The 24,922-nt window shown below is 64.6% G+C and carries 20 protein-coding genes; 11 read left to right on the top strand and 9 right to left on the bottom strand.

The window, feature by feature from the left end:
• Nucleotides 1–121 precede the first annotated feature (121 nt).
• From EV679_RS00820 to EV679_RS00810, 3 genes are read left to right on the top strand one after another with little or no spacing between them, the layout of a single operon-like run.
• Nucleotides 122–997 (top strand): carbohydrate ABC transporter permease, encoded by an 876-nt coding sequence (locus tag EV679_RS00820; protein WP_130486315.1) that lies wholly within the window; start codon nucleotides 122–124, stop codon nucleotides 995–997.
• Nucleotides 998–999: 2 nt separating this feature from the next.
• Nucleotides 1,000–1,893, top strand: coding sequence for a carbohydrate ABC transporter permease (locus tag EV679_RS00815; protein ID WP_130486314.1), 894 nt, complete (start codon nucleotides 1,000–1,002; stop codon nucleotides 1,891–1,893).
• A 44-nt stretch (nucleotides 1,894–1,937) separates the two neighbouring features.
• On the top strand, nucleotides 1,938–2,798 hold the full coding sequence (locus tag EV679_RS00810) for a metallophosphoesterase (protein WP_130486313.1): 861 nt from the start codon (nucleotides 1,938–1,940) through the stop codon (nucleotides 2,796–2,798).
• A gap of 105 nt (nucleotides 2,799–2,903) precedes the next feature.
• Here EV679_RS00810 and gluQRS read toward each other — a convergent pair whose 3' ends face one another.
• Nucleotides 2,904–3,809 (bottom strand): tRNA glutamyl-Q(34) synthetase GluQRS, encoded by a 906-nt coding sequence (gluQRS, locus tag EV679_RS00805; RefSeq protein WP_130486312.1) that lies wholly within the window; start codon nucleotides 3,807–3,809, stop codon nucleotides 2,904–2,906.
• Nucleotides 3,810–3,897: 88 nt separating this feature from the next.
• Nucleotides 3,898–4,356, bottom strand: a complete 459-nt coding sequence (locus tag EV679_RS00800; protein WP_068373711.1) for a Smg family protein — start codon at nucleotides 4,354–4,356, stop codon at nucleotides 3,898–3,900.
• A gap of 335 nt (nucleotides 4,357–4,691) precedes the next feature.
• On the opposite strand from EV679_RS00800, the gene EV679_RS00795 reads away from it, so the two are divergent.
• A complete protein-coding gene (locus EV679_RS00795) occupies nucleotides 4,692–5,885 on the top strand; it encodes an acetylornithine transaminase (protein WP_068373780.1) in 1,194 nt (397 codons plus the stop codon).
• Between the two features lie 290 nt (nucleotides 5,886–6,175).
• Here EV679_RS00795 and aceK read toward each other — a convergent pair whose 3' ends face one another.
• Nucleotides 6,176–8,023, bottom strand: a complete 1,848-nt coding sequence (gene aceK, locus EV679_RS00790; protein WP_130486311.1) for a bifunctional isocitrate dehydrogenase kinase/phosphatase — start codon at nucleotides 8,021–8,023, stop codon at nucleotides 6,176–6,178.
• Nucleotides 8,024–8,263: 240 nt separating this feature from the next.
• On the bottom strand, nucleotides 8,264–8,644 hold the full coding sequence (locus EV679_RS00785) for a MerR family transcriptional regulator (protein ID WP_068373717.1): 381 nt from the start codon (nucleotides 8,642–8,644) through the stop codon (nucleotides 8,264–8,266).
• A 223-nt stretch (nucleotides 8,645–8,867) separates the two neighbouring features.
• Between EV679_RS00785 and EV679_RS00780 the strand changes: the two genes are divergently transcribed.
• On the top strand, nucleotides 8,868–9,932 hold the full coding sequence (locus tag EV679_RS00780) for an MBL fold metallo-hydrolase (RefSeq protein ID WP_068373720.1): 1,065 nt from the start codon (nucleotides 8,868–8,870) through the stop codon (nucleotides 9,930–9,932).
• A gap of 63 nt (nucleotides 9,933–9,995) precedes the next feature.
• Here EV679_RS00780 and EV679_RS00775 read toward each other — a convergent pair whose 3' ends face one another.
• Nucleotides 9,996–10,385 (bottom strand): helix-turn-helix domain-containing protein, encoded by a 390-nt coding sequence (locus EV679_RS00775; protein ID WP_068373723.1) that lies wholly within the window; start codon nucleotides 10,383–10,385, stop codon nucleotides 9,996–9,998.
• Nucleotides 10,386–10,695: 310 nt separating this feature from the next.
• On the opposite strand from EV679_RS00775, the gene metC reads away from it, so the two are divergent.
• Nucleotides 10,696–11,856, top strand: a complete 1,161-nt coding sequence (gene metC / locus EV679_RS00770) for a cystathionine beta-lyase (protein ID WP_068373783.1) — start codon at nucleotides 10,696–10,698, stop codon at nucleotides 11,854–11,856.
• Nucleotides 11,857–11,942: 86 nt separating this feature from the next.
• On the opposite strand, the gene EV679_RS00765 is transcribed toward metC, so the two are convergent.
• From EV679_RS00765 to argS, 3 genes are all read right to left on the bottom strand, one after another.
• The gene (locus tag EV679_RS00765; protein WP_130486310.1) at nucleotides 11,943–12,575 is read right to left on the bottom strand and encodes a thiol:disulfide interchange protein DsbA/DsbL; all 633 of its coding nucleotides are present in this window, start codon (nucleotides 12,573–12,575) and stop codon (nucleotides 11,943–11,945) included.
• Between the two features lie 302 nt (nucleotides 12,576–12,877).
• A complete protein-coding gene (locus tag EV679_RS00760) occupies nucleotides 12,878–13,561 on the bottom strand; it encodes an SPOR domain-containing protein (RefSeq protein ID WP_130486309.1) in 684 nt (227 codons plus the stop codon).
• 9 nt (nucleotides 13,562–13,570) lie between these two features.
• Nucleotides 13,571–15,256 (bottom strand): arginine--tRNA ligase, encoded by a 1,686-nt coding sequence (gene argS, locus EV679_RS00755; protein ID WP_130486308.1) that lies wholly within the window; start codon nucleotides 15,254–15,256, stop codon nucleotides 13,571–13,573.
• 266 nt (nucleotides 15,257–15,522) lie between these two features.
• On the opposite strand from argS, the gene EV679_RS00750 reads away from it, so the two are divergent.
• Nucleotides 15,523–16,755: an acyl-CoA dehydrogenase family protein gene (locus EV679_RS00750; protein WP_130486307.1), complete on the top strand. Its 1,233-nt coding sequence runs from the start codon at nucleotides 15,523–15,525 to the stop codon at nucleotides 16,753–16,755.
• A 24-nt stretch (nucleotides 16,756–16,779) separates the two neighbouring features.
• On the opposite strand, the gene EV679_RS00745 is transcribed toward EV679_RS00750, so the two are convergent.
• A complete protein-coding gene (locus EV679_RS00745) occupies nucleotides 16,780–20,637 on the bottom strand; it encodes a phospholipase effector Tle1 domain-containing protein (RefSeq protein WP_165389922.1) in 3,858 nt (1,285 codons plus the stop codon).
• Nucleotides 20,638–20,989: 352 nt separating this feature from the next.
• Here EV679_RS00745 and EV679_RS00740 point away from each other — a divergent pair, with 352 nt between their 5' ends.
• From EV679_RS00740 to EV679_RS00725, 4 genes are all read left to right on the top strand, one after another.
• Nucleotides 20,990–21,328 carry a DUF1840 domain-containing protein gene (locus EV679_RS00740; RefSeq protein ID WP_130486305.1) on the top strand — a complete coding sequence of 113 codons (339 nt, stop codon included), beginning with the start codon at nucleotides 20,990–20,992 and terminating at the stop codon, nucleotides 21,326–21,328.
• Between the two features lie 724 nt (nucleotides 21,329–22,052).
• Complete coding sequence (locus tag EV679_RS00735; protein ID WP_068372955.1) at nucleotides 22,053–23,246, top strand: mandelate racemase/muconate lactonizing enzyme family protein; 1,194 nt, start codon at nucleotides 22,053–22,055, stop codon at nucleotides 23,244–23,246.
• Between the two features lie 90 nt (nucleotides 23,247–23,336).
• Nucleotides 23,337–24,341 carry a Bug family tripartite tricarboxylate transporter substrate binding protein gene (locus EV679_RS00730; protein ID WP_068372952.1) on the top strand — a complete coding sequence of 335 codons (1,005 nt, stop codon included), beginning with the start codon at nucleotides 23,337–23,339 and terminating at the stop codon, nucleotides 24,339–24,341.
• 42 nt (nucleotides 24,342–24,383) lie between these two features.
• Nucleotides 24,384–24,917, top strand: coding sequence for a tripartite tricarboxylate transporter TctB family protein (locus EV679_RS00725; protein ID WP_130486304.1), 534 nt, complete (start codon nucleotides 24,384–24,386; stop codon nucleotides 24,915–24,917).
• The last annotated feature ends 5 nt before the right edge of the window (nucleotides 24,918–24,922 follow it).

Genomic DNA, 24,922 nt, shown 5'->3' with positions numbered 1-24,922 from the left:
CGGGCTGCGCGGCTGCCTGGCGGCCGGCACGGTGGGCATCGGGCTGCCTTCCCCAGGGATGGCGGCCCGGCCTGCGAGCCTGCCGCATTGCCCCGGCTAAGCTCATCTGGAAACTCTCAACATGAATCTGCGCTTTGCTCCTGTCCAGGGATGGCTGCTGCTCTTGCCGGCTGTCGTGCTGCTGGTGGCGTTTACGCATTACCCGGCGGTTGCCACGTTTTTCCACAGCTTCTTCAGTACGCCGGTGGGCGCGCGGCCAGCCGTTTTCGTTGGCCTGGAAAACTATGCGGTCATGCTGGACGACCCGGTATTCTTGACCTCGCTCTGGAACAGCGCCATCTATGCGCTCGTCACGGTGCCGGCCGCCATCGTGCTGGCACTGGGCCTGGCGCTGATCGTCAACAGCGGCATGCGCGGCAAGGCCTGGATGCGGCTGTCGTTTTTCCTGCCGACGATGCTGCCCTTGATTGCCGTTGCCAACATCTGGCTGTTCTTCTACACCCCGGACTACGGCTTGCTCGACCAATTGCGTTCGCTGGCCGGCCTGACCGGCAAAAACTGGTTGGGCGACCCGTCCACGGCGCTGGCGTGCCTCATGGTGCTGGCAGTCTGGAAGGAGGCCGGTTTCTTCATGATCTTCTACCTGGCTGCCCTGCAGCAGATGGACCCGGCATTGCGCGAGGCCGCCACGCTGGAAGGTGCCGGCCGCTGGACGTTCTTCCGCCGCGTGACCTGGCCGCTGCTGATGCCGACCACCCTGTTCGTGATGATCAATGCCCTCATCAACTCATTCCGGTTGATCGACCACGTGATCGTCATGACGCGCGGCGGCCCTGACAACGCCAGCAATCTGTTGCTGCATTACATCTACAACGTCGGTTTCAAGTACTGGGATACGGCCTATGCCTCGGCGCTGACGGTGGTGCTGCTGGCGCTGATGGCGATCCTGGCATTCGTGCAGTTCGCCTGGCTGGATAAAAAGGTGCATTACCAATGAAAATGAGCTCGCAATCCGGCGCTGGCATTGCCTTGGACAATGGCGCTGTGCACGCGGCGCGGCCAGGCTGGCTGGCGCGCCTGCCTGGCCTGCTGACGGCTTCCTGGCTGGAGACGGCCGGCGCCTGGCTGCTGGCGCTGCTGTGGCTGCTGCCGTTCGCCTATGCGGTCTGGACCGCCATCCACCCGGCAGCCTACGAAGTCCGTTTCAGCCTGGGCGCGCCGCTGACCCTGGAAAACTTCCGCGCTGCCTGGGAGGCTGCGCCGTTCGCCCGGTACATGGCGAATACCGCTGTACTGGTGACCGTCATCATGGCCGTGCAATTCGTGCTGTGCACGCTGGCTGCCTATGCGTTTGCGCGCTTCGAGTTTCCGGGCCGCAACCTGTTGTTCTACCTGGTGCTGCTGCAGCTCATGATCATGCCGGAAATGCTGATGGTGGAGAACTACCGCACGATCAGCAATATGGGCCTGCTGGATTCCCTGCTGGCCATCGGCATGCCCTATTTCGCCTCGGCGTTCGGCATCTTCCTGTTGCGCCAGACCTTCCTGGCCACGCCGCGCGCGCTGGAGGATGCCGCACGCATCGAAGGCGCCAGCACGCTGGGCATCCTCTGGCGCGTGTACGTGCCGCTGGCACGGCCGGTGTACGTGGCCTACGGCCTGGTTTCCATCAGCTACCACTGGAACAACCTGTTGTGGCCGCTGATCGTCACGAATTCGGTGTCTACCCGTCCGGTCACGGTGGGCCTGCAGGTGTTTGCCTCGCCGGATCAGGGCACCAGCTGGGCCATCATCTCCGCCGCGACCCTGCTGACATCGGCGCCACTGCTGGTGGCGTTCCTGCTGTTCCAGAAGCAGTTCATCCAGAGCTTCATGCGCGCCGGCATCAAATGAGCCAACCGCATTCCGCCATACCGTCCACCAGGGATTCTTTCCGCATGTCTTCCACCCCATCTTCCACGCCCATCACGTTCATCCATCTGACCGACCTGCATATCGGCGACCAGGGCGCCGATCCCGGCCTGAAATCCGATACCGCCAGCCGCCTGGCTGCCGTGGTCGACACCTTGCAGGCCATGCAGCCTGCGCCCGCATTCGTGCTGGTGAGCGGAGACCTCAGCAACCGGGGCGATGAGGCCAGCTACCGCAAACTGGCGGCGCTGATGGCACCCCTGCGCATGCCGGTGCTGTATGCGGCAGGCAACCATGATGACCGTGCCGCGTTGCGGTCCGTGCTGCAGTTGCCCCATGCCGAGCCGGGGGCTGCTGCCCCCTGTCATTACGACGCGGTGGTGGCTGGCGTGCACGTGATCGTGCTTGATACCAGCGTGCCCGGGAAGATAGGCGGCGCGCTGGATGACCAGCAGTTCGGCTGGCTGCGCGAGCGCCTCTACGCGCATCCCGGGCTGCCCTGCCTGCTGGTTGCGCATCATGCGCCCGCGCTGGACGAGCAGGACGAAAGCGGCGAATGGGAGACCCTCAGCCTGGCCGATACGCGCCGCCTGCGCGACTTGCTGCGCGAACGCCAGGCGACTGGCGCGTCGGTGGCGGGGATGTTTTGCGGCCATATCCACTATGACCGCGTTTCCAGCTGGTACGGCACGGTGCTGGCGGTTGCAACCGGCCTGCATCATGCCAAGGACATCCTGTGCCAGGACCACTTGAGCCTGGTGCAGGGGGCGGGTTTTGCCGTATGTACCTTGCGTGCATCCGGCCTGACGGTGGAATATGCGCCGTTGCCGGCGGTGCGTGACGAATTGCAGGCGATCAGTTGGGAGCGCCTGCGCGCCAGCAAATAGACCGGATGGCGAGGCTGCCGGGTGACCGGGTGGCTGGGTTTGTGGGGTTCAGGTGGCGAGGTGCATGGGCGGCTGTGAATTCAGCCCCCCTGGGCCGCTGCCGGTTCAGGCTGGAATCTGCCAGCGCGTCGCCCATTGTGCTGTGGCAATGGACCAGAAATCCGCCAGGCCGTTGGCGGCGAACCCGGCGAAGCCCAGGGCGCGCCATGCCTGCATCAGCGTTTCCAGCGGCTGGCTGAGGTCCAGCGCCGGCGCGTGGTTCTGCTTGGAAAGCTTGAGGCCGGTGGCCGGGTCCAGCACCAGCGGTACGTGCATGTAGCGTGGTGCCGGGTAGCCCAGCAAATGCGCCAGCATGATCTGGCGCGCCGTGCTGGTCAGCAGGTCGGCGCCGCGTACGATGTCTGTCACCCCCTGGTCGCCGTCATCGACGACGACGGCCAGTTGGTAGGCCCACAGGCCGTCGGCGCGCCGCAGCACGAAATCCCCAACCTCGGTTTCGACATTCTGCTGTTGCGGTCCCAGCCAGCGGTCATCGAAGGCGATCATGCCGGGGTCGACGCGCACGCGCCAGGCGCGGGCGCTGCGGCCAGGGGCCAGGCCGTGGCGGCACATGCCCAGGTAGGGGCGTTCACCATTGTCTTCCAGGCGGCCGGCGGCACTGGCTGCTGCGGCGATTTCGCGTCGGGTGCAGCCGCAGGGGTAGAGTCTGCCGTCCGCACGCAGGCACGTCAGGGCATCCAGGTAGGCGGCTTCGCGCCGGGATTGCCACATGACTTCACCCTCCCAGTGCATGCCCAGGGACTGCAATTGCTGCATGATGCAGGTGGCTGCGCCCTCAACCATGCGGGGCGTGTCCACGTCTTCGATGCGCAGCAGCCAGCGCCCGCGATGTGCACGGGCATCCAGCCAGCTGGCCATGGCAGCCACCAGGGAGCCGGCGTGCAGCGGGCCGCTGGGGCTGGGGGCGAAGCGGCCGACATAGGCGGCCGGGGCAGCGTGGCGCGAGGTCATGGGAGAAAAGCCAGGCTTGTGGGCGGCAGGCAGGCGTGGGGCGGGTTCAACGCAGGCTGGCCGGGCGCGCCGGCCGCTGGCGGGCGGGTCAGTGCAGCAGGCGGGCGTCGCCCTGCTCCAGCAGTTCTTCGAGGATGAAACGGTCGATTTCTGCTTCCTGGCTCCACAGCACCATCAGCGCGATGATCTTGATGGTTTCCAGCGAAACGGGGGTTTCCGAGCACACCATGGCCCGGTCGATGACGATTTCGCGCAAGGCTGCCGGCAGCACGCCGGCGCTTTCCAGGAATGCGATGAAGCCGATGGCCTGGGTGCCCAGTGCCTGGTATTCCGATTCACTGTAGATGCGGGCGCCCGTGATGGGGCCATCCGTCAGGCCGACACAGCGGGCGGTGCTTTCCGCCAGGCCGCCCAGCCAGCCCAAGGCTTCGTCGATATCCTCATCTTCGAAACCGGCTGCCGCCAGGCGGCGCGCCAGTACATCTGCGGCAGGACAGGCCTGGGGGGTGTAGTAGTTTTCGAACAGATAAACCAGTATGTCGTACATGAGCAGCGTAGTTCGCCTGTAGGGGTCCGGATTCGAGCCGTTATGGCCATGGTGGCGGCAGCCGCCGTTTTCCGTAATCGTATAGGCCAAGCCTTGGAGCCAGTTTACTCCAAGAGACGCCGCAGCATACCAGTAGCGGTATTTCCAGAGTCGCAGGCGGGGGCAGGTTTTGCCTGGCATGCGATGCCGGCGGGCGGGGGCAGAGCCGCGCCGGCGCTCGGGCCGGCCCTTGTTTGACAGAATGTCGGATATCGGTGGCGCTTGTCGCAAAAAAGCCCGGTAAATGCGGCATACTGTCGGCTCCCTTTTACAACTTTTTGCGGCAGGTGGCCGAAATGGAATTTTCTCAGTTCAGAGTGCAGGCAGTCATGGAAATCACGCAGCGTCCCGAACTCGTCTTCGTGCGAGGCGAAGGGTCGTGGCTGGAGGACCATGCCGGCAAGCGATATCTGGACTTCGTTCAGGGCTGGGCGGTCAATGCGCTGGGCCACAATCCCGAACCCATCCGTGCAGCGCTGCACCAGCAGGTTGACCGCCTGATCAATCCGTCGCCGGCGTTCTACAACGAACCGTCGATCGCGCTGGCCGACCGCCTGACCGATGCCTCGTGTTTTGACAAGGTCTTCTTCGCCAACAGCGGCGCAGAGGCCAACGAAGGGGCGATCAAGCTGGCCCGCCGCTATGGCCAGATCCATCGCAATGGCGCCTACAAGATCATCACCTTCACCAATGCCTTCCATGGCCGCACGTTGGCGACCATGTCGGCATCGGGCAAGCCAGGCTGGGATACGCTGTTCGCGCCCCAGGTTGATGGTTTCCCCAAGGCAACCTACAACGATATCGCTTCTGTCGAGGCGCTGATCGACGACCAGACCATCGCCGTGATGCTTGAACCCGTTCAGGGAGAGGCGGGCGTGGTGCCGGCGACCGACGAGTTCCTGCAGCAGCTGCGCGAACTGACCCGCAAGCACGGCCTGCTGCTCATCGTCGATGAAGTGCAGACCGGCATGGGGCGTACCGGCAAGATGTTCGCCTACCAGCACGCCGGCATCGAGCCGGACATCATGACGCTGGGCAAGGGCATTGGCGGCGGCGTGCCGCTGTCGGCACTGCTGGCGCGCGAGGAAGTCAGCTGCTTCCGTCCGGGCGACCAGGGCGGCACCTATAACGGCAACCCGTTGATGACGGCGGTGGGCGTTGCGGTCTTTGATACCCTGGCGGCGCCGGGCTTTCTGGAAAACGTCGTCAAGTTGGGCGAGCTGCTGGCCCAGCGTTCGCTGGCGTTTTCGGCCAAGTGGGGCATGCAGGGCGAACGCGGCCGTGGCCTGCTGCGTGCGCTGGTCCTGGATCGCGAAGACGGCGGCCAGATCGTCGAAGCTGCCAGGGACCTGGCGCCGGTTGGCCTGCTGGTCAATTCCCCGCGCCCCAACCTGCTGCGCTTCATGCCTGCGCTGAACGTGACGCCGGAAGAAATCGACATTCAGTTCGAATTGCTCGACCAGGCTTTCCGCCAGGTACGCGGCGCCTGATGCGCCCTGGCCCCCTCTGCTGGTGACAGCAAAAGGGGGCGTTGTTCATCCGCCAGCCGGACGGGAGTCCCGCTGGCGTTTATTTTGTCGCCGGGCCGCCCCAAGACAAAAAAGCCCCCTTGGGGGGCAGCAAGCCGAAGGCGCGGCGTGGGGGCGTTTTTTGTTGGCGCCTGCAGCTAGCGGGGTGCAAACGGCAGTCTGGCCTGGCAGACACATGGCATGGTTTTCGGCCAGATTGGTGTCAACGACGACGCTGGGGGAAGCAGGACTGGGCGTAGGCGCCTGGCTGTTCAACGCTGTTGTGCCAGGCCGTCGCCGGTGGGCGAGGTATGGCTGGGAAAGCGTATGCCGGGGTCGTAGGGGAAGATGTCGGCAATGCCGCCGCGTGCAATGCGCGCCTGGCAGTCGCGCCACCATTCGGGCCTTAGTAACTCGGCATGTTTGGCGGCAAAGGGTTCGCGCAGGGCCGGATCGCTGAACAGAAAGTGTTCGAACTCTTCCGGGAAGACGTCATTGGGGCCGGTGGCGTACCAGGTTTCCGCACTCATTTCCGCATCGTCGTCGGGCGCTTCGGGAATATGGCGGAAATTCATTTCCGCCATGGACTGGATTTCGTCGTAATCATAGAAAACCACCCGGCCCAGGCGGGTGACGCCAAAATTCTTGAACAGCATATCGCCGGGGAAAAGATTGGTGGCGGCCAGTTCGCGAATGGCATCGCCATATTCCGCCAGGGCCGCGGCGCGTGCCTGGGGGCCAGCCTGCCAGAGGTAGATATTGAGCGGCGTCATGCGCCGCTCGATGTAGACATGCCGGAAGACCAGCGTATCCCCCTGCTCTTCCAGCTGCGACGGGATGTGCGTGCGCAGGGCCTGTAACAGAGCGTCGGAAAATCGGTGGCGCGGCAAGGCGACCTGTGAATATTCCCAGGTATCTGCCATGCGTCCGGCGCGGTCATGCAGTTTGACCTGCTGGTACTTGCGGCGCACGATGGCGGCGCTCATGCGGTCCTTCTCTATGCGGTCGCGGATGATCTTGAAGACATAGGGGTAGGACGGCAGCGTGAACACGAACATGACCATGCCGGGAATGCCCGCAGCGGTTTCAAACTGGTCGCCGGAGTGCGCCAGGTGTTGCAGGAAATCCCGGTAGAACAGCGTCTTGCCCTGCTTCTGCAGCCCGATCATGGTGTAGAGCTCGGCCAGCGGCTTGCGCGGCAGCAGCGTGGCAAGAAAGCGCACGGTGGCGGATGGCGCTTCCATGTCTACCAGGAAATAGGTGCGTGCAAAGCTGAAAACCCGGCTGAGCGCATCCTGGCCATGCAACAGGGCATCGGCATGGATCTGGCCGGACGGCAGGCGCAGCAGCGGAATGCAGAACGGGTGGATGGCGCCCTGATTGACCAGGCGGCCCACCAGGTAGGCGCCCTTGTTGCGGAAAAACAGGGTGGCGTGCACATGGACCTGGCAGTCTTGCCCCAGGCGCGGGCCATGGCCCTTGGGAAGCGCCTGGCGCAGCAGTCCGACCGCGGCGCGTGCGAGCAGGCGCACGTCGCGTGGCAGGTCTTCAAAGGGCGCTGCCAGCCCGAAATCCCCCAACATGCGCCTGAGCGTGGCGCGCAGCCCGGTGCGCGTGGGGTAATAGGCGCGGAAGGCGGGTCGCTGCCCTTCCAGGTATTCGGTAGCGACTGCCGGGCGCACGAACAGGCAGGCGTTGTTGAAATATTCGCGCCGCAGTACGCGGCAGGAGACGGAATTGAAGAAAGTCTCGGCGCATTCGGGCTGCGAGTGCTCGTCGAGCAGTGCGACGAATTCCTGCTTGATGGCCTGCCAATGTGGGCTTGGGTCGGCATCACCGCCCTGCCGGGCCAGTCGGCTGGCCAGCGCGCTGGCGCATTCACGCACACGCTGGTCGTAGTAGTCGATGCGTTCGCGCGACAGCTGCTGCATGCCACGCCAGTCCCCTGCCTCGAACAGCGCCTTGGCACGTTGCGCGCTGTAGCGGAACAGGGCGTAGTGCCGGTCAAAACCCTGCAGGATGCTGGCCGCCGCCTGGCGTGCAGGCAAGGGCCGGGCCAGGGGCTCGACGCGCAGCGCGGTGTCGCTGGCGGGAAAGGCGGTGTTGCGGGTGCTGGACATCGTGGCCGGGCTCCTGGCTGCCGTAATACTGCCTGTTTTGCGGCCAGGAGCAGGTTTGCGCAGCAGTTCCAGAGGCACCGTGGCTGATGTGACGCGGGGCTTGCCTGTCGCCTGTCCCGGTGTTTTTCGGGGTGATTTCAGCGGGTGTCCTGGGGTTTCCTGGCCCTGGTTTTCAGCATTATTCTGCCGTAAAACGGCAAGCGCCGAACTTCCGTTAACGTAAACGAATGAAATTGACGGTCAATCTTCAGGATTAAGTTTATTTAGGCAGTCCTGAATTTGTTCTTCAACTCTGGCCAGCATAAGGTCGATTTCCTGGCGTTGCGAAAGCAGGAATTGGCGATGGATTTCCAGCTTGTTGGCGCAGGCGCGGATCTGCGCCTGGGTGCTGTCGGGGCCGGTGTAGATATCCAGCAGGCCGCGGATGTCGTCCAGCGCCAGGCCTACCGCGCGGGCGCGCAGCGTCAGCACCAGCCTGGCGCGGTCGCGTGCGCCATAGATGCGGTGGCGGCCATGGCGCGCAGGCGCAAGAATGCCCTTGTCTTCATAGAACCTGAGCGTGCGCGGCGTGATGCCGAACTCGCTGGAAAGTTCGGAAATACTCCAATTGGGTGCGGGCATGGCAAGAAAACTTTAATTTCCGTTTACGTCAACGTAAGGTATAGTAACCCGGATTTCCTGTCTGATTTGATGTCTGTGCTGTCTGCCGTATCCGCCGTTGCCGGAGCGCCAGCCACGCTCCGGGCCTGTTTTTGCCGTCTTCATGGCTGCGCAGCGCCGGGCGCCGGGTGGCACACTGGCGGCGGACCTGCGGGAGGCAGTCTGGATGCTTCCCGGAGTCCCGATGAATAAGAATGAAATGGCGCTGTCCTATCCCTGGAACGACGCATTGCCGGAACCAGGCCGGGCCATGACGCTGTTGGATGGCGTGAAATGGGTGCGCCTGCCCCTGCCCTTTGCACTGGATCACGTCAATGTCTGGCTATTGCGCGACACGGTCGATGGCCGCGAGGGCTGGATGGTGGTGGATTGCGGCATTGCCCGCAAGGAAGTGCAGGCCCAGTGGGAATCCATCTTCGAGCATGAACTGGAGGGCTTGCCTGTCCTGCGCGTGCTGGTGACACATATGCATCCGGACCACGTGGGGCTGGCTGATTGGCTGTGCACCCGCTGGAATGCGCGCCTGCTGATGAGCATGAGCGAATACACCCAGGCAGTGATTGCCTCAGGACGGCGCGACGCCAGTGCTGGCGCGGGCGGCGAAGCTGCGGCTGCGCATTTCCGGCGTAACGGGCTGTGCGACGAGGGCGCGCTGGCGCAGGTGCGCGAGCGCTCGGGCTATTACGTCAACATGGTGCCTTCGGTACCGGGCACCATGTATCGCTTGCTGGGCGGCGATACGCTGCGCATCGGCGGACGTGACTGGCTGCAGATTGTCGGCTACGGCCATGCGCCCGAACACATAGGCCTGTATTGTGCAGAACTGGACTTGCTGATTTCCGGCGACATGGTGCTGCCGCGCATTTCCACCAATGTCAGCGTATTCGATTTCGAGCCCGAGGCTGATTCGTTGCGCCTGTATCTGCAGTCGCTGGACGCCTATCGTGACATGCCGGAAGAGACGCTGGTGCTGCCATCGCACGGCAAGCCGTTCCGTGGCTTGCACGAGCGCATACGCCAGCAGCGCGAGCATCACCGCGACCGGCTGCAGGAAGTGATGGATGCCTGTACGGCAGCGCCCTGCAGCGCAGCGGATATCGTGCCCATCATGTTCCACCGCAAGCTGGACCTGCACCAGCTCACGTTTGCGCTGGGCGAAGCGCTGGCGCACTTGCACATGCTATGGCACGGCGGCCAGCTGGTACGCCGCCTGGATGACAACGGCGTGTTCCGCTTCGCGCCGGCCTGAACAGGCGTTACATCACCCGCGAGCCGTCACATGAGGGCCAAGCCGCAGGCGCAGATCTGCGGCTTAGCCTTTGTGCTGGGTGCGCGCCAGGGTCTTGATCAGTTCCAGGGCCACGCGCTGGTTGTCTGGGGTCAGGTTGCGGAACCAGCGCCGCAGTTCCATGTAGTCGTCGCCGCCAGTGCCTTCATGACTCTGGCCGTAGTGGCGCAGAGCGTGGTCGTTGTCTGCCACGGACTGCACGGCAGGCTCATGTTGCGAAACGCCGGAAAACAGTTCGCCTATGCCAACCTGCAGGCTGCTGGCGAGACGGCCGAGCATGTCCAGCGAGGGCGTGCGCTCGTCGTTTTCTATACGGGAAACGGTACTTGCGGCGGTGTCCAGTTCCAGGGCGAGTTCTTCTTGTGTCAGCCCGCGTTCACGCCGGAGTTTCCGTATTTTTTCACCTATTTTCATGTAGCCATTTTCCGGGCCGTTTTGCCTATGGGGCAAAGCCTTTAAGGCACAAATATCGGGCTTTCATTTGCCTGAATGGCATGCTGCATCAAGATGAAAAGTCATATGGCGGCTTGCCAGTGTGGCATGGGCGCTTCCTGCCGCCTGCCGGGGTGCACGCAGGCAGCAGGCACGCGATAATGGCAGGGATACCACGGTTTGTGCCGTCGCTTTTCCTGGAGCTTCATGTATGTCCAAATCCGCCAGTGCCGCATCGGAAGACACCGCTGCGGCGACCCTCGCCCCTGAGTGCAGTGTACGCACCCGCCTGATGCATATAGGCAGCGCGCCCTTTGATGCGGATGGCGTGGCACCTGTCAGCCTGCCGGCCATGCGCACCAGCACCGTGCGCTTTGCTGATCTCGCGGCGCTGGAAAATGCCCAGCGCCGCAAGGCCGCCGGCGAGCGCGCCATCACTTATGGCCGTTCCGGCATGGAAACGCACCGCGCGCTGGAAGATGCATTCGTGGCTCTGGAAGGCGGCAGCCATTGCGTGCTGGCGCCCTCCGGGCTGGCGGCGCTGACGCTGGTGTTCTTCAGCTTGCTGGGCGCAGGCGATCATGCGTTGGTCGTGGATAGCGTGTACGGGCCTGTGCGCCATTTCGATAATATGCTGTTGAAGAAAATGGGGGTGGAGATCACATATTTCACCCCCGGCGTGGATGATCTCGAGAGCCTGATCCGTCCCAATACCCGCCTGCTCTACCTGGAGTCGCCGGGGTCTTTGCTGCTGCAAATGCAGGATTTGCCGGCACTGGCGGCCATCGGCCATCGTCATGGCCTGCTGGTCGCTGCAGACAACACCTGGGGCTCCGGGCACGCTTATCATCCGTTGGCCCTGGGCGCAGATATTTCCATGATCGCTGGTACCAAGTACGTGAGCGGCCATTCTGACCTGATGCTGGGTGCGGTGGTGACGCGCGATGCCGCGCTGGGCGACCGTATCAGCCGGATGCAGTATGCCCTGGGTTATGCCCTGAGTGCCGATGACGCCTGGCTGGCCCTGCGCGGGTTGCGTACCCTGCCCCTGCGCATGGATGAACAGGCCCGCAGCGCCCTGCGTGTGTGTGAATTCCTGGCCAGCCGTCCGGAAACACGGGCTATCTACCATCCCGCCTGGCCAGGCGATGCGGGCCATGCACTGTGGCAGCGTGATGCCCAGGGCTCCAATGGTTTGCTGAGCGTGGCGCTGGATCTGTCCCATGATGCGGGCCGTCGCTTCGTCGATGCACTGACGCTGTTTGGCATCGGCTTTTCCTGGGGCGGCTTCGAGAGCCTGGTGCAATGGGTGGAACCCGCGCTGGCCGGCCTGCAGCGTTATGGCGCGGAACTGCCGGGGGAAACCTTGATCCGCCTGCAGATTGGCCTGGAAGACGCCGACGAGCTGATAGCGGACCTGCGCCAGGCCCTGGATGCTGCCGTTCAGGCCTGAAAAAAGCAGAACAGCCAGCGGGGCGGGTCCCGCTGGCTGTTCTGGATACGAGCCGGCGTGCAGGGGCTGGCGCACGCCGTGCCGGTTTACTTGGACAGCTTCGCGCGTTCCTGTTGCACCAGGCGGCCGGTTTCCTCGACACTTTCGCGGTAGCCGCCGGCGTGTGCCGGCGAGGTCACGTAGCGGCCATTGACGATGATGGTAGGCGTGCTGTTGACGTTGTAGTTCTTCGCCAGTTCGTCTGCACGGGCAACCTGGCTGCTGACACCCATTGAATCGAAGGCGGCATTGAAGGCTGCGCGGTCGACACCCTGTTCCACGGCCCAGTCGGCCATGTCCTTGCGGGTGAAGAGGCGTTTGCGTTCGTCATGCAGCGCGGTGAAGTACTTTTCGTGCAGGTCCATGCGGTTCAGCGCATTCAGCGTGTAGTACATCTGCTGCAGCGGACGGCTGCGGCTGTCGCCGCCCAGCGGCACGTGCATGAAATTCACGTCCTGGGGCTGTTCCTTGGCCCAGGCGTTGATCATCGGGTCCAGCAGCTTGCAGTGGATGCAGGTGTAGGCAAAGAACTCCAGCACTTCAACCTGTCCCGGGCTGTCGGTACGCTGGGGCGACTGTAGCTCCACCGAGCGGGAGGTCTGGGCCTGGCTCAACGGAGCGACGGCAGCGCCGAGCATGAGCGTAGCGGCGGCAAGCAGGCGGGAGAACGAAAAAGTCATGTTGGACAGTTCCTGGCTGGGCTGAGTGAATGGGAAATGATACGACAGGAATATGGCAGTGCAAGCATGGCAAGGCGCTGTTGATGGCCAGTGCCCTGTTGGCTGGGCCAGCCAGCGGTCATCTGCCGGACTTGGCGCCGGATGGCCGTTGGGGCGGTGTCCGTGAGGCTTGGCCTGGCTGAGCCAGCGGATTCATGCGCAAGGCAAACCCTGGCGGAGACGTTTTGACCATCTGTGCCGCCGGGGGTTCCCGGCGGAGATTCGTGGCGAACTGACGCCGCCGCCCGCCAGGGCAGCCAGGACTACTGCCGGACGACCGTCGAGCTGATATTTTCGGCAGTCAGCTGGGCGCGCACGCGATTCATTTCGTCCAGCCGCGTGTAGGGGCCGACGCGGACACGATTGACTTGCAGGCCGTTGACCTCGGCGCGTTGAATCTGCACCGGCAGGCCCAGCAGGATCATGCGGGCACGCAAGGCTTCCGCATCTTCCAGCACCTGGAAGGAGCCGGTCTGCAGGAAATAGGCGCTGGCTGCCGCACCATTGGCAGGCTTGGGCAGCGGGGCCGGTGGCTGGTTCGGCAGCGATGCAATCAGCGCGCCGAGGTCGTCGCCGGACGGTGCAGCCGGCGTTGCCGGTACTGGTGCAGGTGTCTGTGTGGCCGGTTGCGCGCCGCTACCAGCAACCCCGCCGATGCTGTCAGGCGAAGGCAGGCTGGGCGGCTGGATGCGTGTATCCGGTACGGTCAGGTTGCCGTTCTGCAGGCCGCGATTGGGGTCGGGCAGGCTGGCGCCAGGGGTTGCTGCTTGAATCTGCGAAACCGCAGGCGCCGGGGCACGTCCCGCACGATCGACGAAGGGCACGGGCGCCTTGGTGACGTAGAACGCCACGACGGCAGCCACGACCAGGCCCAGCAGGAGCCCGGCCAGCAGTCCGTAGATCGTGCTGCCGCCTTGGCCGGAGGAACGGGAAGAGCGTTTTGCCATAGGGACTCGTTACATGCGTTGGGGTGCAGCGACACCCAGCAAGGCCAGGCCGTTGGCCAGGACCTGGCGCGTGGCGTCCGCCAGGCGCAGGCGCGCATCGCGCAGTGCTGCATCATCGACACGGACGCGTTCGGCGTTGTACCAGGCATGGAAGTCAGCGGCACAGTCGCGCAGCCAGAACGCTACCAGGTGGGGTGAGAGTTCCTGGGCAGCCAACGCCACCAGCGCGGGGAACTCGGAGAGACGTTGCAGCAGGGCGATTTCCGTTGGTGCCACCAGCGGCGTGGCATCGGCCTGTTGCAGGGCGGCCGCATCGGCCTGGGCCTGCTCCAGCACGGAACAGATGCGCGCATGCGCGTACTGGATGTAGTACACCGGGTTTTCTTCGCTTTGCGAGCGGGCCAGGTCGATATCGAACGTGAATTCGGTATCGGCGCGGCGCTGGATCAGGAAGAAGCGCACCGCGTCGCGGCCCACCCAGTCGATCAGGTCGCGCAGCGTCACGTAGCTGCCGGCACGCTTGGATATCTTCACTTCCTGGCCGCCGCGCACCACCTTCACCATCTTGTGCAGGATATACGCGGGGAAGTCCTTGGGAATGCCGATATCCAGCCCTTGCAGGCCGGCGCGCACGCGAGCCACGGTACCGTGGTGGTCGCTGCCCTGGATATTGATGGCCTTGTGGAAGCCGCGCTCCCATTTGGCTTCATGGTAGGCGACATCGGGCACAAAATAGGTGTAGCCGCCTTCGGCCTTGCGCATCACGCGGTCTTTGTCGTCGCCGGTGCCCAGTTCGGTCGTGCGCAGCCACAGCGCGCCGTCCATTTCATAGGTGTGGCCCTTGTCGACCAGGCGCTGCACCGTGTTTTCCACCCGGCCGCTGGTATACAGCGAGCTTTCCAGGTAGTAGTTGTCGAACTTCAGGCCGAAGGCCTGGAGGTCGAGATCCTGTTCATTGCGCAGGTAGGTGACGGCGAAGCGGCGGATGGCGTCCAGGTCATTGAGGTCGCCCTTGCCGGTGACGGGGACGCCGTCTGAGGCCTGGACTGTCTTGCCAGCCAGGTAATCATTGGCGATGTCGACGATGTAGTCGCCACGGTAGCCGTCGGCCGGGTAGCTGGCATCATCCGGGGAGATGCCGCGGCCGCGGGCCTGTACGCTGATGGCGAGATTGTCGATCTGGTTGCCGGCGTCGTTGTAGTAGAACTCGCGGGTAACGTCGTAGCCATGGGCGTCGAACAGGCGGCACAGGGCGTCGCCCAGCGCAGCCTGGCGTGCATGGCCCACGTGCAGGGGGCCGGTGGGGTTGGCGGAGACGAATTCCACCAGGACTTTCTCGTCGCGGCGCGGCGCGCGGCCGTATTGCTCACGCTGCCCGGCAATGGCACCCAGCACAGCCTGATGCGCGGCGGGCGACAGGCGGAAATTGATGAAACCGGGGCCGGCGACTTCGGCGCCTGCCAGCAGGTTCGCGGCTTGCGGGTCAGCCAGCAGGTGGTCGACGATGGCTTGCGCCAGTTCGCGCGGATTGCGGCGCGCCGGCTTGGCAAGCTGCATGGCAACGTTGCAGGCGGCATCGCCGTGTGCGGCGACTTTCGGACGCTCCAGCTGGATGCTGGGCTGAGCTTCAGGCAGCAGCGCGTTGACGGCTGCCTGGATGCGGGAGATCAGTAGATTCTGTTGCTCGGGGAGCATGGGAGCGGATTCGAAAAAAGAGGAGTGCAATCCGGGAATGATAGCCTGATTCACGCAGCGGGCGTGCAACAGGGAACGACAGAGTGCCAAGGAGCGTAAGGAGCCTGGCCCGGGTGCCGCTATCCATGCGGGCCATGTGAATTATCAAATACAAAAAGCATCGTTTGAAATGCAGTGTTGTGTTTCTACCATGGAAGGTCACCCGCCCTTGGCATCGCGCCGGGCACGAAGTTTCGTGCCCGGCGTCCGACATTTCCGGATATTCCATGTCTTCTTCCCTGGCTTTTAAACCCCTAGGCAACCCCGACGGCAGCACTACCGTGGCCGCGGATCTGGCCACGTTGCGTCAGCGTGCGGACGCCTTGCTGCCGGTGCTGCGCACGGGCGCGGAGAGCCGGGAGCGCGAGCGGCTCCTGCCGCATGATCAGATCCGCAGCATTGCGGCCGCAGGCCTGTATACCTTCCGCATTCCCCAGGCCGCTGGTGGCAGCGGTGCGGCCGTACAGGACGTGATCCGGTTCGTGATGGATGTTGCGGCCGTGGATTCGAATATTGCCCAGGCGCTGCGGCCGGGCTTTCTGTTCATCGAAAACCTGCTGTCCGGGGATGACGAGGCGGGCCGCCAGCGCTGGTTTCCGCGCTATCTGCGGGGCGATGTTGTTGCCAACGCGGGCTGGGAGCGTGGCGGTGCCAGTGGTGCCATCAGCTCGGTGCTGGTGCGGGAGGGCGATCATTACCGCGTGAGCGGCACCAAGTACTACAGCACGGGTTCGCTGTATGCGGACTGGATTCAGGTGACGGCCCTGACAGAGGCCGGGCAGGAGGTCCGCTTCATTTTGCCCAGCGACCGCGAGGGCGTGGAGTTGCTGGACGATTTCGATGCCATGGGGCAGCGCCTCACGGCCAGCGGCACGACACACCTGAGGAATGTCAGGGTGGAAGAGGATGACCTTATCCGTTCCTCCCATTTCCGTGACGGGCGCGCGCAACGTACGATCGTGACGCCGTTCGCGCAATTGTTCCTGGGGGCTGTCGAGGCCGGTATTGCCCGCAATGTGCTGGCGGATGCCGTCGATTTCGCCCGTCATCATGCGCGGCCGATCAAGCATAGCAGCGCCAGCCGGTCGGTGGACGACCCGTACGTGGCACACGCGGTAGGAGAGATCTCGGCTCAGGCGTTTGCCGCCGAGGCGGCGGTGCTGAGGGCGGCGGCGTCCATAGACGCCGCCTGGCAGGCAGGCCTGGCGCACGAGGCGGTATTGCAGGCATCCATCGACGTGGCCCAGGCCCAGTACATCGCTGCCAATGCCGCGCTCAAGGCAGCCGAACTGGTGTTCGATGTCGGCGGCGCTTCCGCCACGGCCCGCAGCCACAACCTGGACCGGCACTGGCGCAATGCGCGCACGGTGGCCAACCATAATCCGCGCGACTGGAAGGCCGCAGTGGTCGGCTCCTACCAGCTGACGGGGGCGGAGCCGCCCTTGTCAGGGCTGTTCTGAGCGCGTGCCGGTATTGCCGCGGTTTTAACGCTGCATTTGCCGGGCCAGCCATTGCTCATAGGCGGCCATGTCGACGCTGCCCACGACTGAGCCGGGCGTGTGCATCCAGTCCGGCAGGCGTTCGATGAATGCCTCCACTTCGTTCCTGCCTGTTGCGCCCAGTCCGGGATGTTCGGCCTGGCTATGCAACCAAGGGCTGCCATCGGCATGGCGCACCGGCCTGTCCTGGCCGGTCTTGCGATAGAACACGTTGCGTTCATCGTGCAGCAGCGGCTGGCTGACAGTGGCTTGTGCCTCGGGCAAGGGCGCAAGCGGCACGCCGGCCGCGCGGGCCTGCCAGTGCATCCAGGCCAGGGCGACGTCGGACAAGTCGCCGCGCGTTGCATCGGGGGTGTCGCGGGATAGGTAGCCTCCGCCGATATCGGCATGGGCGCCGATGAATGGCATTTCCACCAGATTCCCCTGGCCCTGGGCCAGGCTGTTGAGCGGGAACAGGTAACGGTGCTCGTTGAGCGCCACGGCATGGGCAATCCATTGCCAGGCGGGGCTGGCGCCCAGCAGGTAGTCGGCATTGTCGCGTCCGTTCACGCCGAACTGAGCCACGGTGTCGAACAGGCCCATGAAACGCAGGTCGACGCAGGCCGAGACCGTGCCCATGAGCGGGTCATAGGCCCAGAAACGTTGATTGCGGACGTGCGCGGCGATCTGGTTGGCGAAGTGCTGGGCCAGGGCCGCGCCGCGTGAATAGCCCAGCAGGTCGATGGCTGCGGGTTCTTGCTGCCATTGCCGCCCTGCGGCGGCAAGGTCGGCCAGCAGGCGTTCCCATTGCGCGCCGATGATATGCGTGGCGCGGCTGGCGGTGGCGGCATCCCAGGCGTTCTGGCCGGGGCCGGGCTGATAGCTGCCGCCGCCAGGGTAAAGCTGGTGCAGCAACCAGACATTGGTCAGTGACGCCGGTGTATTGCGTGTGCCGTCGAAGGCATACAGCAGCATGCCGGCGGGGTCGGCGTATTGGCGCGGGCGCTGGGCCGCGTAGCCGTAGGCATCGTGGCCGGGCTGCGGCCCGAGCGGGTCGGGTTCCAGGTAACTGCCGGTGCCGGGGTCATAGGTGCGCATGCCGTTGTCGTGCCAGGGCAGGGCCGGGTCCGCGTGCTGGCCTGGGTAGCGCGGAGAGGGCCGGGGGCCGCCGTGTTCACGCAGCAACCTGCCGAAGGCATCGAATTCGGCGCGCCAGGCCAGATGGCCACGGCTGTCGCTGAGCGCGCGCGGCAGGCCTTGGGCATCGCTATGCAGAAAATAGAGGTTGGCGTCCCCGTGCGAGTCGTACCGCAGCCAGGCCACGGGGACTTGTCCCGCGTACAGGTAGCGCTCCGTGATCCGTGCAGCCTGGCCGGGCTGGGCCGGGAGGGCCAGTGCGACCCGCAGGCCTTGGCTGTCATGGAGGTAATGGGTGATGTCCTGTCCGCTGGCGCGGCGGATGCGCTGGCCATGGGCGTTGTTGCGGTAGTCGATACGCAGGCCGGTGGCCGGCTGGCTGGCACGTTGCAGGCGGCGTTGCGCATCGTAGGTCAGGCGCCAGCCCTCGTGCGCCACCGGCAGGCCGCTGGCATCCACGACTGTCGGCTCCGGTTCCGGGCCGAGCCTGGCAACGTGGTGAGCCTGCGGCCTGGTGGAGGGGGCTGGCGGGTGGGGGGGCGCAGTGTCATTGCGCGCCAGCAGGCGGCCGTCTGCATGCCAGGCCAGATAGCTGATCCTGGGGCTGGCATCGACATCAACATGCCCCTTGGCATTGGTATCTGAGTGGGTATGGGCAGCCGTATTCTCTGCCAGCGCCAGGCGACCGCTTGCCGCGTAGCCATAGCGCAGGTGCTGGCGCCAATCGCCGGTCTGGAATCGTTCTTCGATGATTCGGCCCTGGGCGTCCAGCCGGATGGCCTGGGCCAGGATGGGCGTTGCAGTGCCTGGCTGGCTGCTCAGCAGGTAGCGTAGCCCATGCTCGTCGCGCAGCCCCACGGTACGCACGCCATTGCCGTAGACATAACCGCCGGACCCAGGCAAGTGATGCAGGATGGCATGGCGCGTGCCGTGGCGGTCATGCCAGTCGAGCCGGCTCAGGCGGCCTTGCTGCCATTCGTAGCTCAATACACCGCCTTCGGGCAGATAATGACGTGCCAGCCGACCATCGGGGTGATAGGCATAGCGGTCCGTCACTGCAATTTCGGGTGTGCTGTCCGCGCCGGGCCGGTGGAGGCTGCGTGACAGCAGCCGGCCATTGCTGTCGTGGCTACGCCGCTCGGTTTCATGGGGGTGTTCCAGCATGGCCAGCTTGCCGTCGCGCCATGTGATGCGGGTATCCACGACATGCGCGCCGGCCGGTGCAGGCACGGATCTAACGGCTGTTGCATGCGCCGATTCGCCTGCTTCCGCACGGAATGTGTCGGCGGCATCGGCGAGGCCGGTGCTGGTGGCGGCGGTGCTGGTGGCGGATATGCGCCAGGGGCGGCCGGCGTGGTCCAGCCAGGCGCGCCAGCGGTCGCCGTTGGCGTAGCGGATGCTTATCTGGCGGGTGGCCGTTGCCGGCGGCTCAGGCGGCGTGCGGCCCTCCGTGTGCCGGGCGGCAAGGAAACGGCGCAGCAGGCGGGTGGTTCCTGTGCGTTCGCTATGCCACGACACCATCCGGCCCTGGCTGTCATAGTCAAGCTTCAGGCCGGTCCAGCCGCTGCCGGGCAGCACCAGCTGGCGGGGCGAGCCATCCGGGCGCCGCAGCAGGAGCAGGTCATTGAGCCTGGTCAGGCGTCCTGCGGCGTCATAGCTGGCAGACAGGCCCGGTGCCGGGCAGCCGGGGCAGGCAACGCCGGCAACCCGGGCGAGCCGATGGCGTCCGCCTGCCAGTACGTAGTGGATGTCGGTGGTGCCGCGTGCGCCATGTACCCGTGTCAGGCCGGCATGGATGCCATGCGCCGGTTCGAGGTATTCCAGCCGCCAGGCGGCACCGGGCTGGCCATCCGCGGTCAGGTGCTCCACGCGGGAGACGCGGCCGTCGCTGTCGTAATGCCAGCGTCGCTGCCATTGCACCGGCTGGCCGGCGGCAGACAGCCCGCTTGCCGTAATGGCTTGCGGGTGGCCGTGCTGCAGCGCCGGGTCATGGCCGTAATGGCGTTGCATGCCATCGGGGCGTTCGACCCCGGAGAGAAACCAGCCATCCGCCAGTGCGGCATGATGGTAGCGGAAGCGCCCAGCGGGGGTATCCACGCCAGTCAGGCGCGGCGGCAGCTTGTCCTGCTGCAGGTAATGAAAGGCCAGTTGCCGCCCGGGCGTTGCGCTGTGCACGGCCAACAGGCGTCCATCTTGCGCACGTTCTAGGCGTGCCAGGAGCAGGCCGTCGCTGCGCCGGATCGCGGCCAGCCAGCCATCTTCGCGGAAATCCAGCCGTGCACCGTCCGGCCAGCGCCATTGCCAGCCTTGCCCGTCGGCTTGTACCAGCCCTTGCCGGTCGTGCGTGCAGCTGGTGTGGCCGGGCAGGCAACTGAATCGTAGGCGGCTGCCATCTGCCTGGATGAGCTGCAGGGTGTTTGCCTGCCGGTATAGCCGCAGGTCGTAGGAAAACTGCCAGCCACGGCCGGGATTGCCCGGCAGGCGAGGGTCCGCGCTGTTGTAATGACGTACCAGTTCCAGGCCGGGCGCCAGCGGATGGGCGGGAAGATCTGTGTCGCGCAGGTATTTGCGCCCGCTGGCAAGGTGCACCGGGTTGTCCAGCCCCAGGTTGAGTTCGGGTTCCGCCGCGCCGGCGCTGGCCAGGCCGGCGCCGCTGCAGGGCTGGCCCAGCTGCGTTGCAGGGCAGGACAGCGGCGCGGCGGTCTGGGCGGCGACAGGTGCCGGCACGATATGCATCAAGGCGCAGAGCAGGGCAGGCAGGATATGATGACTGCATGGCGCGCGCTGGCCGGGCGGTACGGGATGCCGGTTGGCGCGTGGCGAGCCTGGCTGTCGCGAGTGACAGCAGGCGGGCAGGGCGGGCGTGTTGGCGTGCATGGTGCAGGAGTGATGGAAGTGTTGCGTGACCGCCAGTGATGGCACAACCGCTGCATGTGCCTGATGGCGGTGGCTGCGCGGTTGTCGTTTCAGTGCATTGGCATGACTGCATCTGTGTGACGCAGCTCGTCTCGTCATCATGCTGCCGTAGCGTTTGCCATGGCTTACGAATGAACGGATTCATCCACGGAGGAAAATACCCATGCTGGTCACATTTCAATCAAAGGCGGCATCCGATGTCCTGATGCTGGATAAGCATGCCGTGCTGGTGCTGCAGGCTGCCGGCCGTCCGGTGACCGATGCTGATCTCAAGCGCGGCATCTTCACGGTGGAACAGCTGCCGGCCGCCATTGGCGCGCTGGAAGCGGCGATTGATGCAGAGAGCCCCGAAACGGAATCCGACGATCCGGACAAAGACCCCGTGCACCCGCTGGCCCAGACCGTCAGCCTGAAGCAGCGTGCGTTTCCCTTGCTGGACATGATGCGCAAATCCCTGGCGACGGATGTTCCCGTGATGTGGGAGGCCGGTTCGGCCTGGTAAGGCAGGCCAGCTGGCCTGATGCCGTATCCCCCACCACAGCCCGGCCCGACGCCGGGCTGTTGCTTTTGGGGCATGCCTCCTGGCAACTGACCCGAATATCATTATTTTTATTGGTGAATCTAATATCGCTTATAAGCTTCATGCTATTGAGCAATGAGTGTCCGCTGCATAGACTGAACCGTCCTGTATCGAATCGTTCCTCTGGTTTGGCAGGACAGGCCGGTTGTTGTGGCCTTGCATAAAGAACATGAGCTTCCCGGTGGCGATTGGCCACCGAGAGAGGCCAGGGAGACAAGCATGCATGACACCGATCCACACTTGCATCAGCGCCGATATCTCCTATCGGGCCTGTTGTCCTGTTCCGAACCGGCTTCGCGCCGATGGCCGGGCCGTCCGCCGTTGGGTGCGGCTGCCTGAAGCCAGGACCGAATGTCAGCTATTGGCCCCGGGCCGAATCTCATGCGCGCCTGCAAGCTGCCGCCTGACCCGTGCCCGCCGCCGTATTACCGCTTTGCCTTTGTCGTGACCACTAGCCTAAGCGCAAGCCCCGAACTTTATTCCGGGGTCTAGCGAGGCAGTATTTATAAGGTGCCGCAGGCACCCCATAGGGTGGGGGAGAAGCTTCGGCCTTCCGGCCGAAGTTCTTCACAGAGGCACAGGGCCGCCAGCGCCGGTTACGCAGGGTGCGGCGTATCGAGATCAATCGTTTGAGGAGAAAGACAGCATGAAAACGGCAGTGGAAGGAAGCACAGCGAGCAGCAGGGACAGCATTGCACGGGTGCAGGCTACCCCGGTCTACGTGGATTGCAGCCTGGATATCGGCCCCATTTCCAAGCCTGCCCGGCTATCGGGCCTGGTTCTGGAAATCGAAACGGCCGATGGCTTGCTGGGGCATGGGTTTACAGCGATCACCGATGAGGAAATCGTGGCGGCTGCACTCAACGAGGTCGTGGCGCCCCATCTGCTGGGCAAGGACGCGATGGCCCGCGAGCATATTTCCGAGGCCCTGTACTGGCTGCTGTCGCCACGCGGCCAGACTGGCTATGCCAGTCATGCGATTTCCGCCGTGGATATTGCGCTCTGGGATATCGCCGGCAAGCGCCTGGGGCAGCCGGTATGGCGTCTGCTGGGCGGTGCTCGTCCGGTGGTGACGACCTACACGACCTTCGGCTTCGGTGCGCTGGATCGTGATGAACTGGCGGCAGCGGCGCGCCATCTGGCCAGCAAGGGGCATCGGCGTCTGAAAATGGTGGTCGGGCAGCATGCGTTGGCGCGTCGCGACGAGCCGCGTCCCCTGGATGCCGTGATTGCCGAGGACGAGCGCCGTATCCGCGCCGTGCGCGAGGCCATCGGGGCGGAGGTGGAGCTGTATATCGACGCCAATTGCAGCCTGGATGCGTTCCATGCCTTGCGGCTGGCGCAGCGCGTGGCGGATTGCGATATTGGCTTTTTCGAGGAACCGTTGCGCGGCAATGATACGCAGCGGCTGGCCGATTTCCGGCGCCAGGCGCCCATGCCGGTCGCTGCGGGCCAGAACGAAGGGCAGTTGTTCCGCTACCGCGACCTGCTGGCTGCCGGTGCCCTGGATATCCTGCAGCCCAATGTCTGCATCGGCGGCGGCTACAGCGCAGGCGTGAAGGCGGCGGCACTGGCCCAGGCGCATGGCATCACCATCGACAACGGCGGTGCATTTCCCTTCCATAACATGCATTTGCATGCCGGCCTGGCCAATGGCGGGTTGGTGGAGTGGCATCTGGTATCGGTGTCCATGTGCCAGCAACTGTTCAAGCAGCTGCCGCAACGCGAAGTCGATGCCTTGCCGCTGCCGACGCAGCCCGGCCTGGGCTATGAACTGGACCTGGACGCAGTGCGCGAAATCGGCAGGCGCCCGGCGTCGCGGGGCAAGGGCAAAGGCTGATCCCAGCCGGCAACAGGGCACGACAGATGCCCCGTGTCCGGGCCAGGTGGCCCGGCGCAATACAAATTCAGTACAACGAGGAGACAGACAATGAAGACCAGAAACATGGGATGGCTGGCGGTGGCGGCTTTGCTGGCAACGCAGGGCGCAGCCTACGCGGCCGATACGGCCTGGCAGCCCTCCAAACCGATCGAGTTCGTCGTATCGGCTGGGCCGGGCGGCGGCACGGACCAGTTCGCACGCGTGGTGCAGTCCATCGCCGAGAAGCACAAGCTGCTGAATGTGCCGGTGATCGTTAGCAACAAGGGCGGCGGCGCAGGCGCCGAGACCTTCATGGCCGGACGTGCATCCCGGGGCGATGCGCACAAGCTGCTGTTCGGCAATAACAATGCCTGGCTGCTGCCGATGAAGGCCAAGGTGGCCTATTCGATGAACGACCTGACGCCGCTGGCGGTCATGGCTGGCGACGATTTCATCCTGTGGGTGCCTGCTGCCTCGCCGTACCAGACGGTTGAGTCGCTGCTGGCCGCCACGCGGGAAAAACCGCGCCAGCTCAAGCTGGGCGGCACGCAATCCAAGGATGGCGACCACATCCTGACCGAACTGATCAACGAGGCCAGTGGTGGTCAGTTCACCTATGTGCCGTTCAAGAGCGGCAGCGAGGCGGGCGTGCAGCTGGCGGGCAGCCACCTGGACGCGAATACCAACAATCCCAGCGAAAACCTGGGCCAATGGAAGGCTGGCGGCGTGCGCCCGCTGTGCGTGTTCTCGGCCAGTCCGTTGGACGACCAGCGCAAGATTGCGGGCGAGATGTCGCTGTCGGACATCCCGACTTGCGCATCCCAGGGCCTGCCGATCGAGGATTACGTGCTGCCCCGCACGATCTTCGCGCCGGGCGACGTCAAGCCGGAAGTCGTGGCCTTCTATACCGATCTGCTGGCCAAGGTGAAGGACACCGATGAATGGCGCCAGTATCTGGCCAACACCGCGCAGTCGGATCTGTTTGCAACAGGCGCCGACCTTGATGCATTGATTGAGGCCGACGCCGCCATGGCGCACCGCGTCTTCGAAAAAGAGGGCTGGCTCGTCAAGTAAGCAGCTCGTCTGCTGACGCCGTACCTATTCTGGACAGAAATTATGCAAACAGAACACACACCGGCGGCCGGTGACGGGGAGGCGGGAGACCGCCCCTGGGTCACCCGCCGCCAGGCGGAATGCGTGACCGGGCTGGCTGCGGCAATCTTCGGGTTGCTTGTCATGTTCGGCGCGCTGGAAAACGAAATCGGCTGGTCGGATTTCGGCCCGGCTGCCGGTGCCTTTCCTTTTTACGTGGGCGTCGTCATTTTGCTGGCGGCGCTCTGGATGACCTGGCAGGGGTGGCGCCGGCCGGGTGGCGCGGATGAAGTCTGGCTGATGCGCTCGCAATGCCGCCGGATGCTTTCCTTTTTCCTGCCCATCGTCGTGTACGTCGTATTGTCCCTGTGGCTGGGCCTGTATGTGGGGTCGGCGCTCTATCTCGGCACGGTCATGTGGCGCCAGGGCGGATACGGGCCGTTGCGCTCCTATGCCGTGGGCGTGGGCGTGGCCCTGGCGTTTTTCGTTGTTTTCGAGATCGGTTTCCAGATGGCGCTGCTCAAGGGGCCGCTGGAGAACTGGCTGGGCGTCTATTGAGGAAT

Origin of the sequence: Kerstersia gyiorum, from assembly GCF_004216755.1 — a bacterium.
Classification (GTDB): Bacteria; Pseudomonadota; Gammaproteobacteria; order Burkholderiales; family Burkholderiaceae_B; genus Kerstersia; species Kerstersia gyiorum.
The sequence above is the reverse complement of the archived record's forward strand: the minus strand, read 5'-3'. Positions and strand labels throughout refer to the sequence as shown.

Coding starts and splice junctions, on each gene's coding strand:
- EV679_RS00820 (WP_130486315.1), top strand. CDS start 122: ATGAATCTGCGCTTTGCTCCTGTCCAGGGATGGCTGCTGCTCTTGCCG.
- EV679_RS00815 (WP_130486314.1), top strand. CDS start 1,000: ATGAGCTCGCAATCCGGCGCTGGCATTGCCTTGGACAATGGCGCTGTG.
- EV679_RS00810 (WP_130486313.1), top strand. CDS start 1,938: ATGTCTTCCACCCCATCTTCCACGCCCATCACGTTCATCCATCTGACC.
- gluQRS (WP_130486312.1), bottom strand. CDS start 3,809: ATGACCTCGCGCCACGCTGCCCCGGCCGCCTATGTCGGCCGCTTCGCC.
- EV679_RS00800 (WP_068373711.1), bottom strand. CDS start 4,356: ATGTACGACATACTGGTTTATCTGTTCGAAAACTACTACACCCCCCAG.
- EV679_RS00795 (WP_068373780.1), top strand. CDS start 4,692: ATGGAATTTTCTCAGTTCAGAGTGCAGGCAGTCATGGAAATCACGCAG.
- aceK (WP_130486311.1), bottom strand. CDS start 8,023: ATGTCCAGCACCCGCAACACCGCCTTTCCCGCCAGCGACACCGCGCTG.
- EV679_RS00785 (WP_068373717.1), bottom strand. CDS start 8,644: ATGCCCGCACCCAATTGGAGTATTTCCGAACTTTCCAGCGAGTTCGGC.
- EV679_RS00780 (WP_068373720.1), top strand. CDS start 8,868: ATGAATAAGAATGAAATGGCGCTGTCCTATCCCTGGAACGACGCATTG.
- EV679_RS00775 (WP_068373723.1), bottom strand. CDS start 10,385: ATGAAAATAGGTGAAAAAATACGGAAACTCCGGCGTGAACGCGGGCTG.
- metC (WP_068373783.1), top strand. CDS start 10,696: ATGCATATAGGCAGCGCGCCCTTTGATGCGGATGGCGTGGCACCTGTC.
- EV679_RS00765 (WP_130486310.1), bottom strand. CDS start 12,575: ATGACTTTTTCGTTCTCCCGCCTGCTTGCCGCCGCTACGCTCATGCTC.
- EV679_RS00760 (WP_130486309.1), bottom strand. CDS start 13,561: ATGGCAAAACGCTCTTCCCGTTCCTCCGGCCAAGGCGGCAGCACGATC.
- argS (WP_130486308.1), bottom strand. CDS start 15,256: ATGCTCCCCGAGCAACAGAATCTACTGATCTCCCGCATCCAGGCAGCC.
- EV679_RS00750 (WP_130486307.1), top strand. CDS start 15,523: ATGTCTTCTTCCCTGGCTTTTAAACCCCTAGGCAACCCCGACGGCAGC.
- EV679_RS00740 (WP_130486305.1), top strand. CDS start 20,990: ATGCTGGTCACATTTCAATCAAAGGCGGCATCCGATGTCCTGATGCTG.
- EV679_RS00735 (WP_068372955.1), top strand. CDS start 22,053: ATGAAAACGGCAGTGGAAGGAAGCACAGCGAGCAGCAGGGACAGCATT.
- EV679_RS00730 (WP_068372952.1), top strand. CDS start 23,337: ATGAAGACCAGAAACATGGGATGGCTGGCGGTGGCGGCTTTGCTGGCA.
- EV679_RS00725 (WP_130486304.1), top strand. CDS start 24,384: ATGCAAACAGAACACACACCGGCGGCCGGTGACGGGGAGGCGGGAGAC.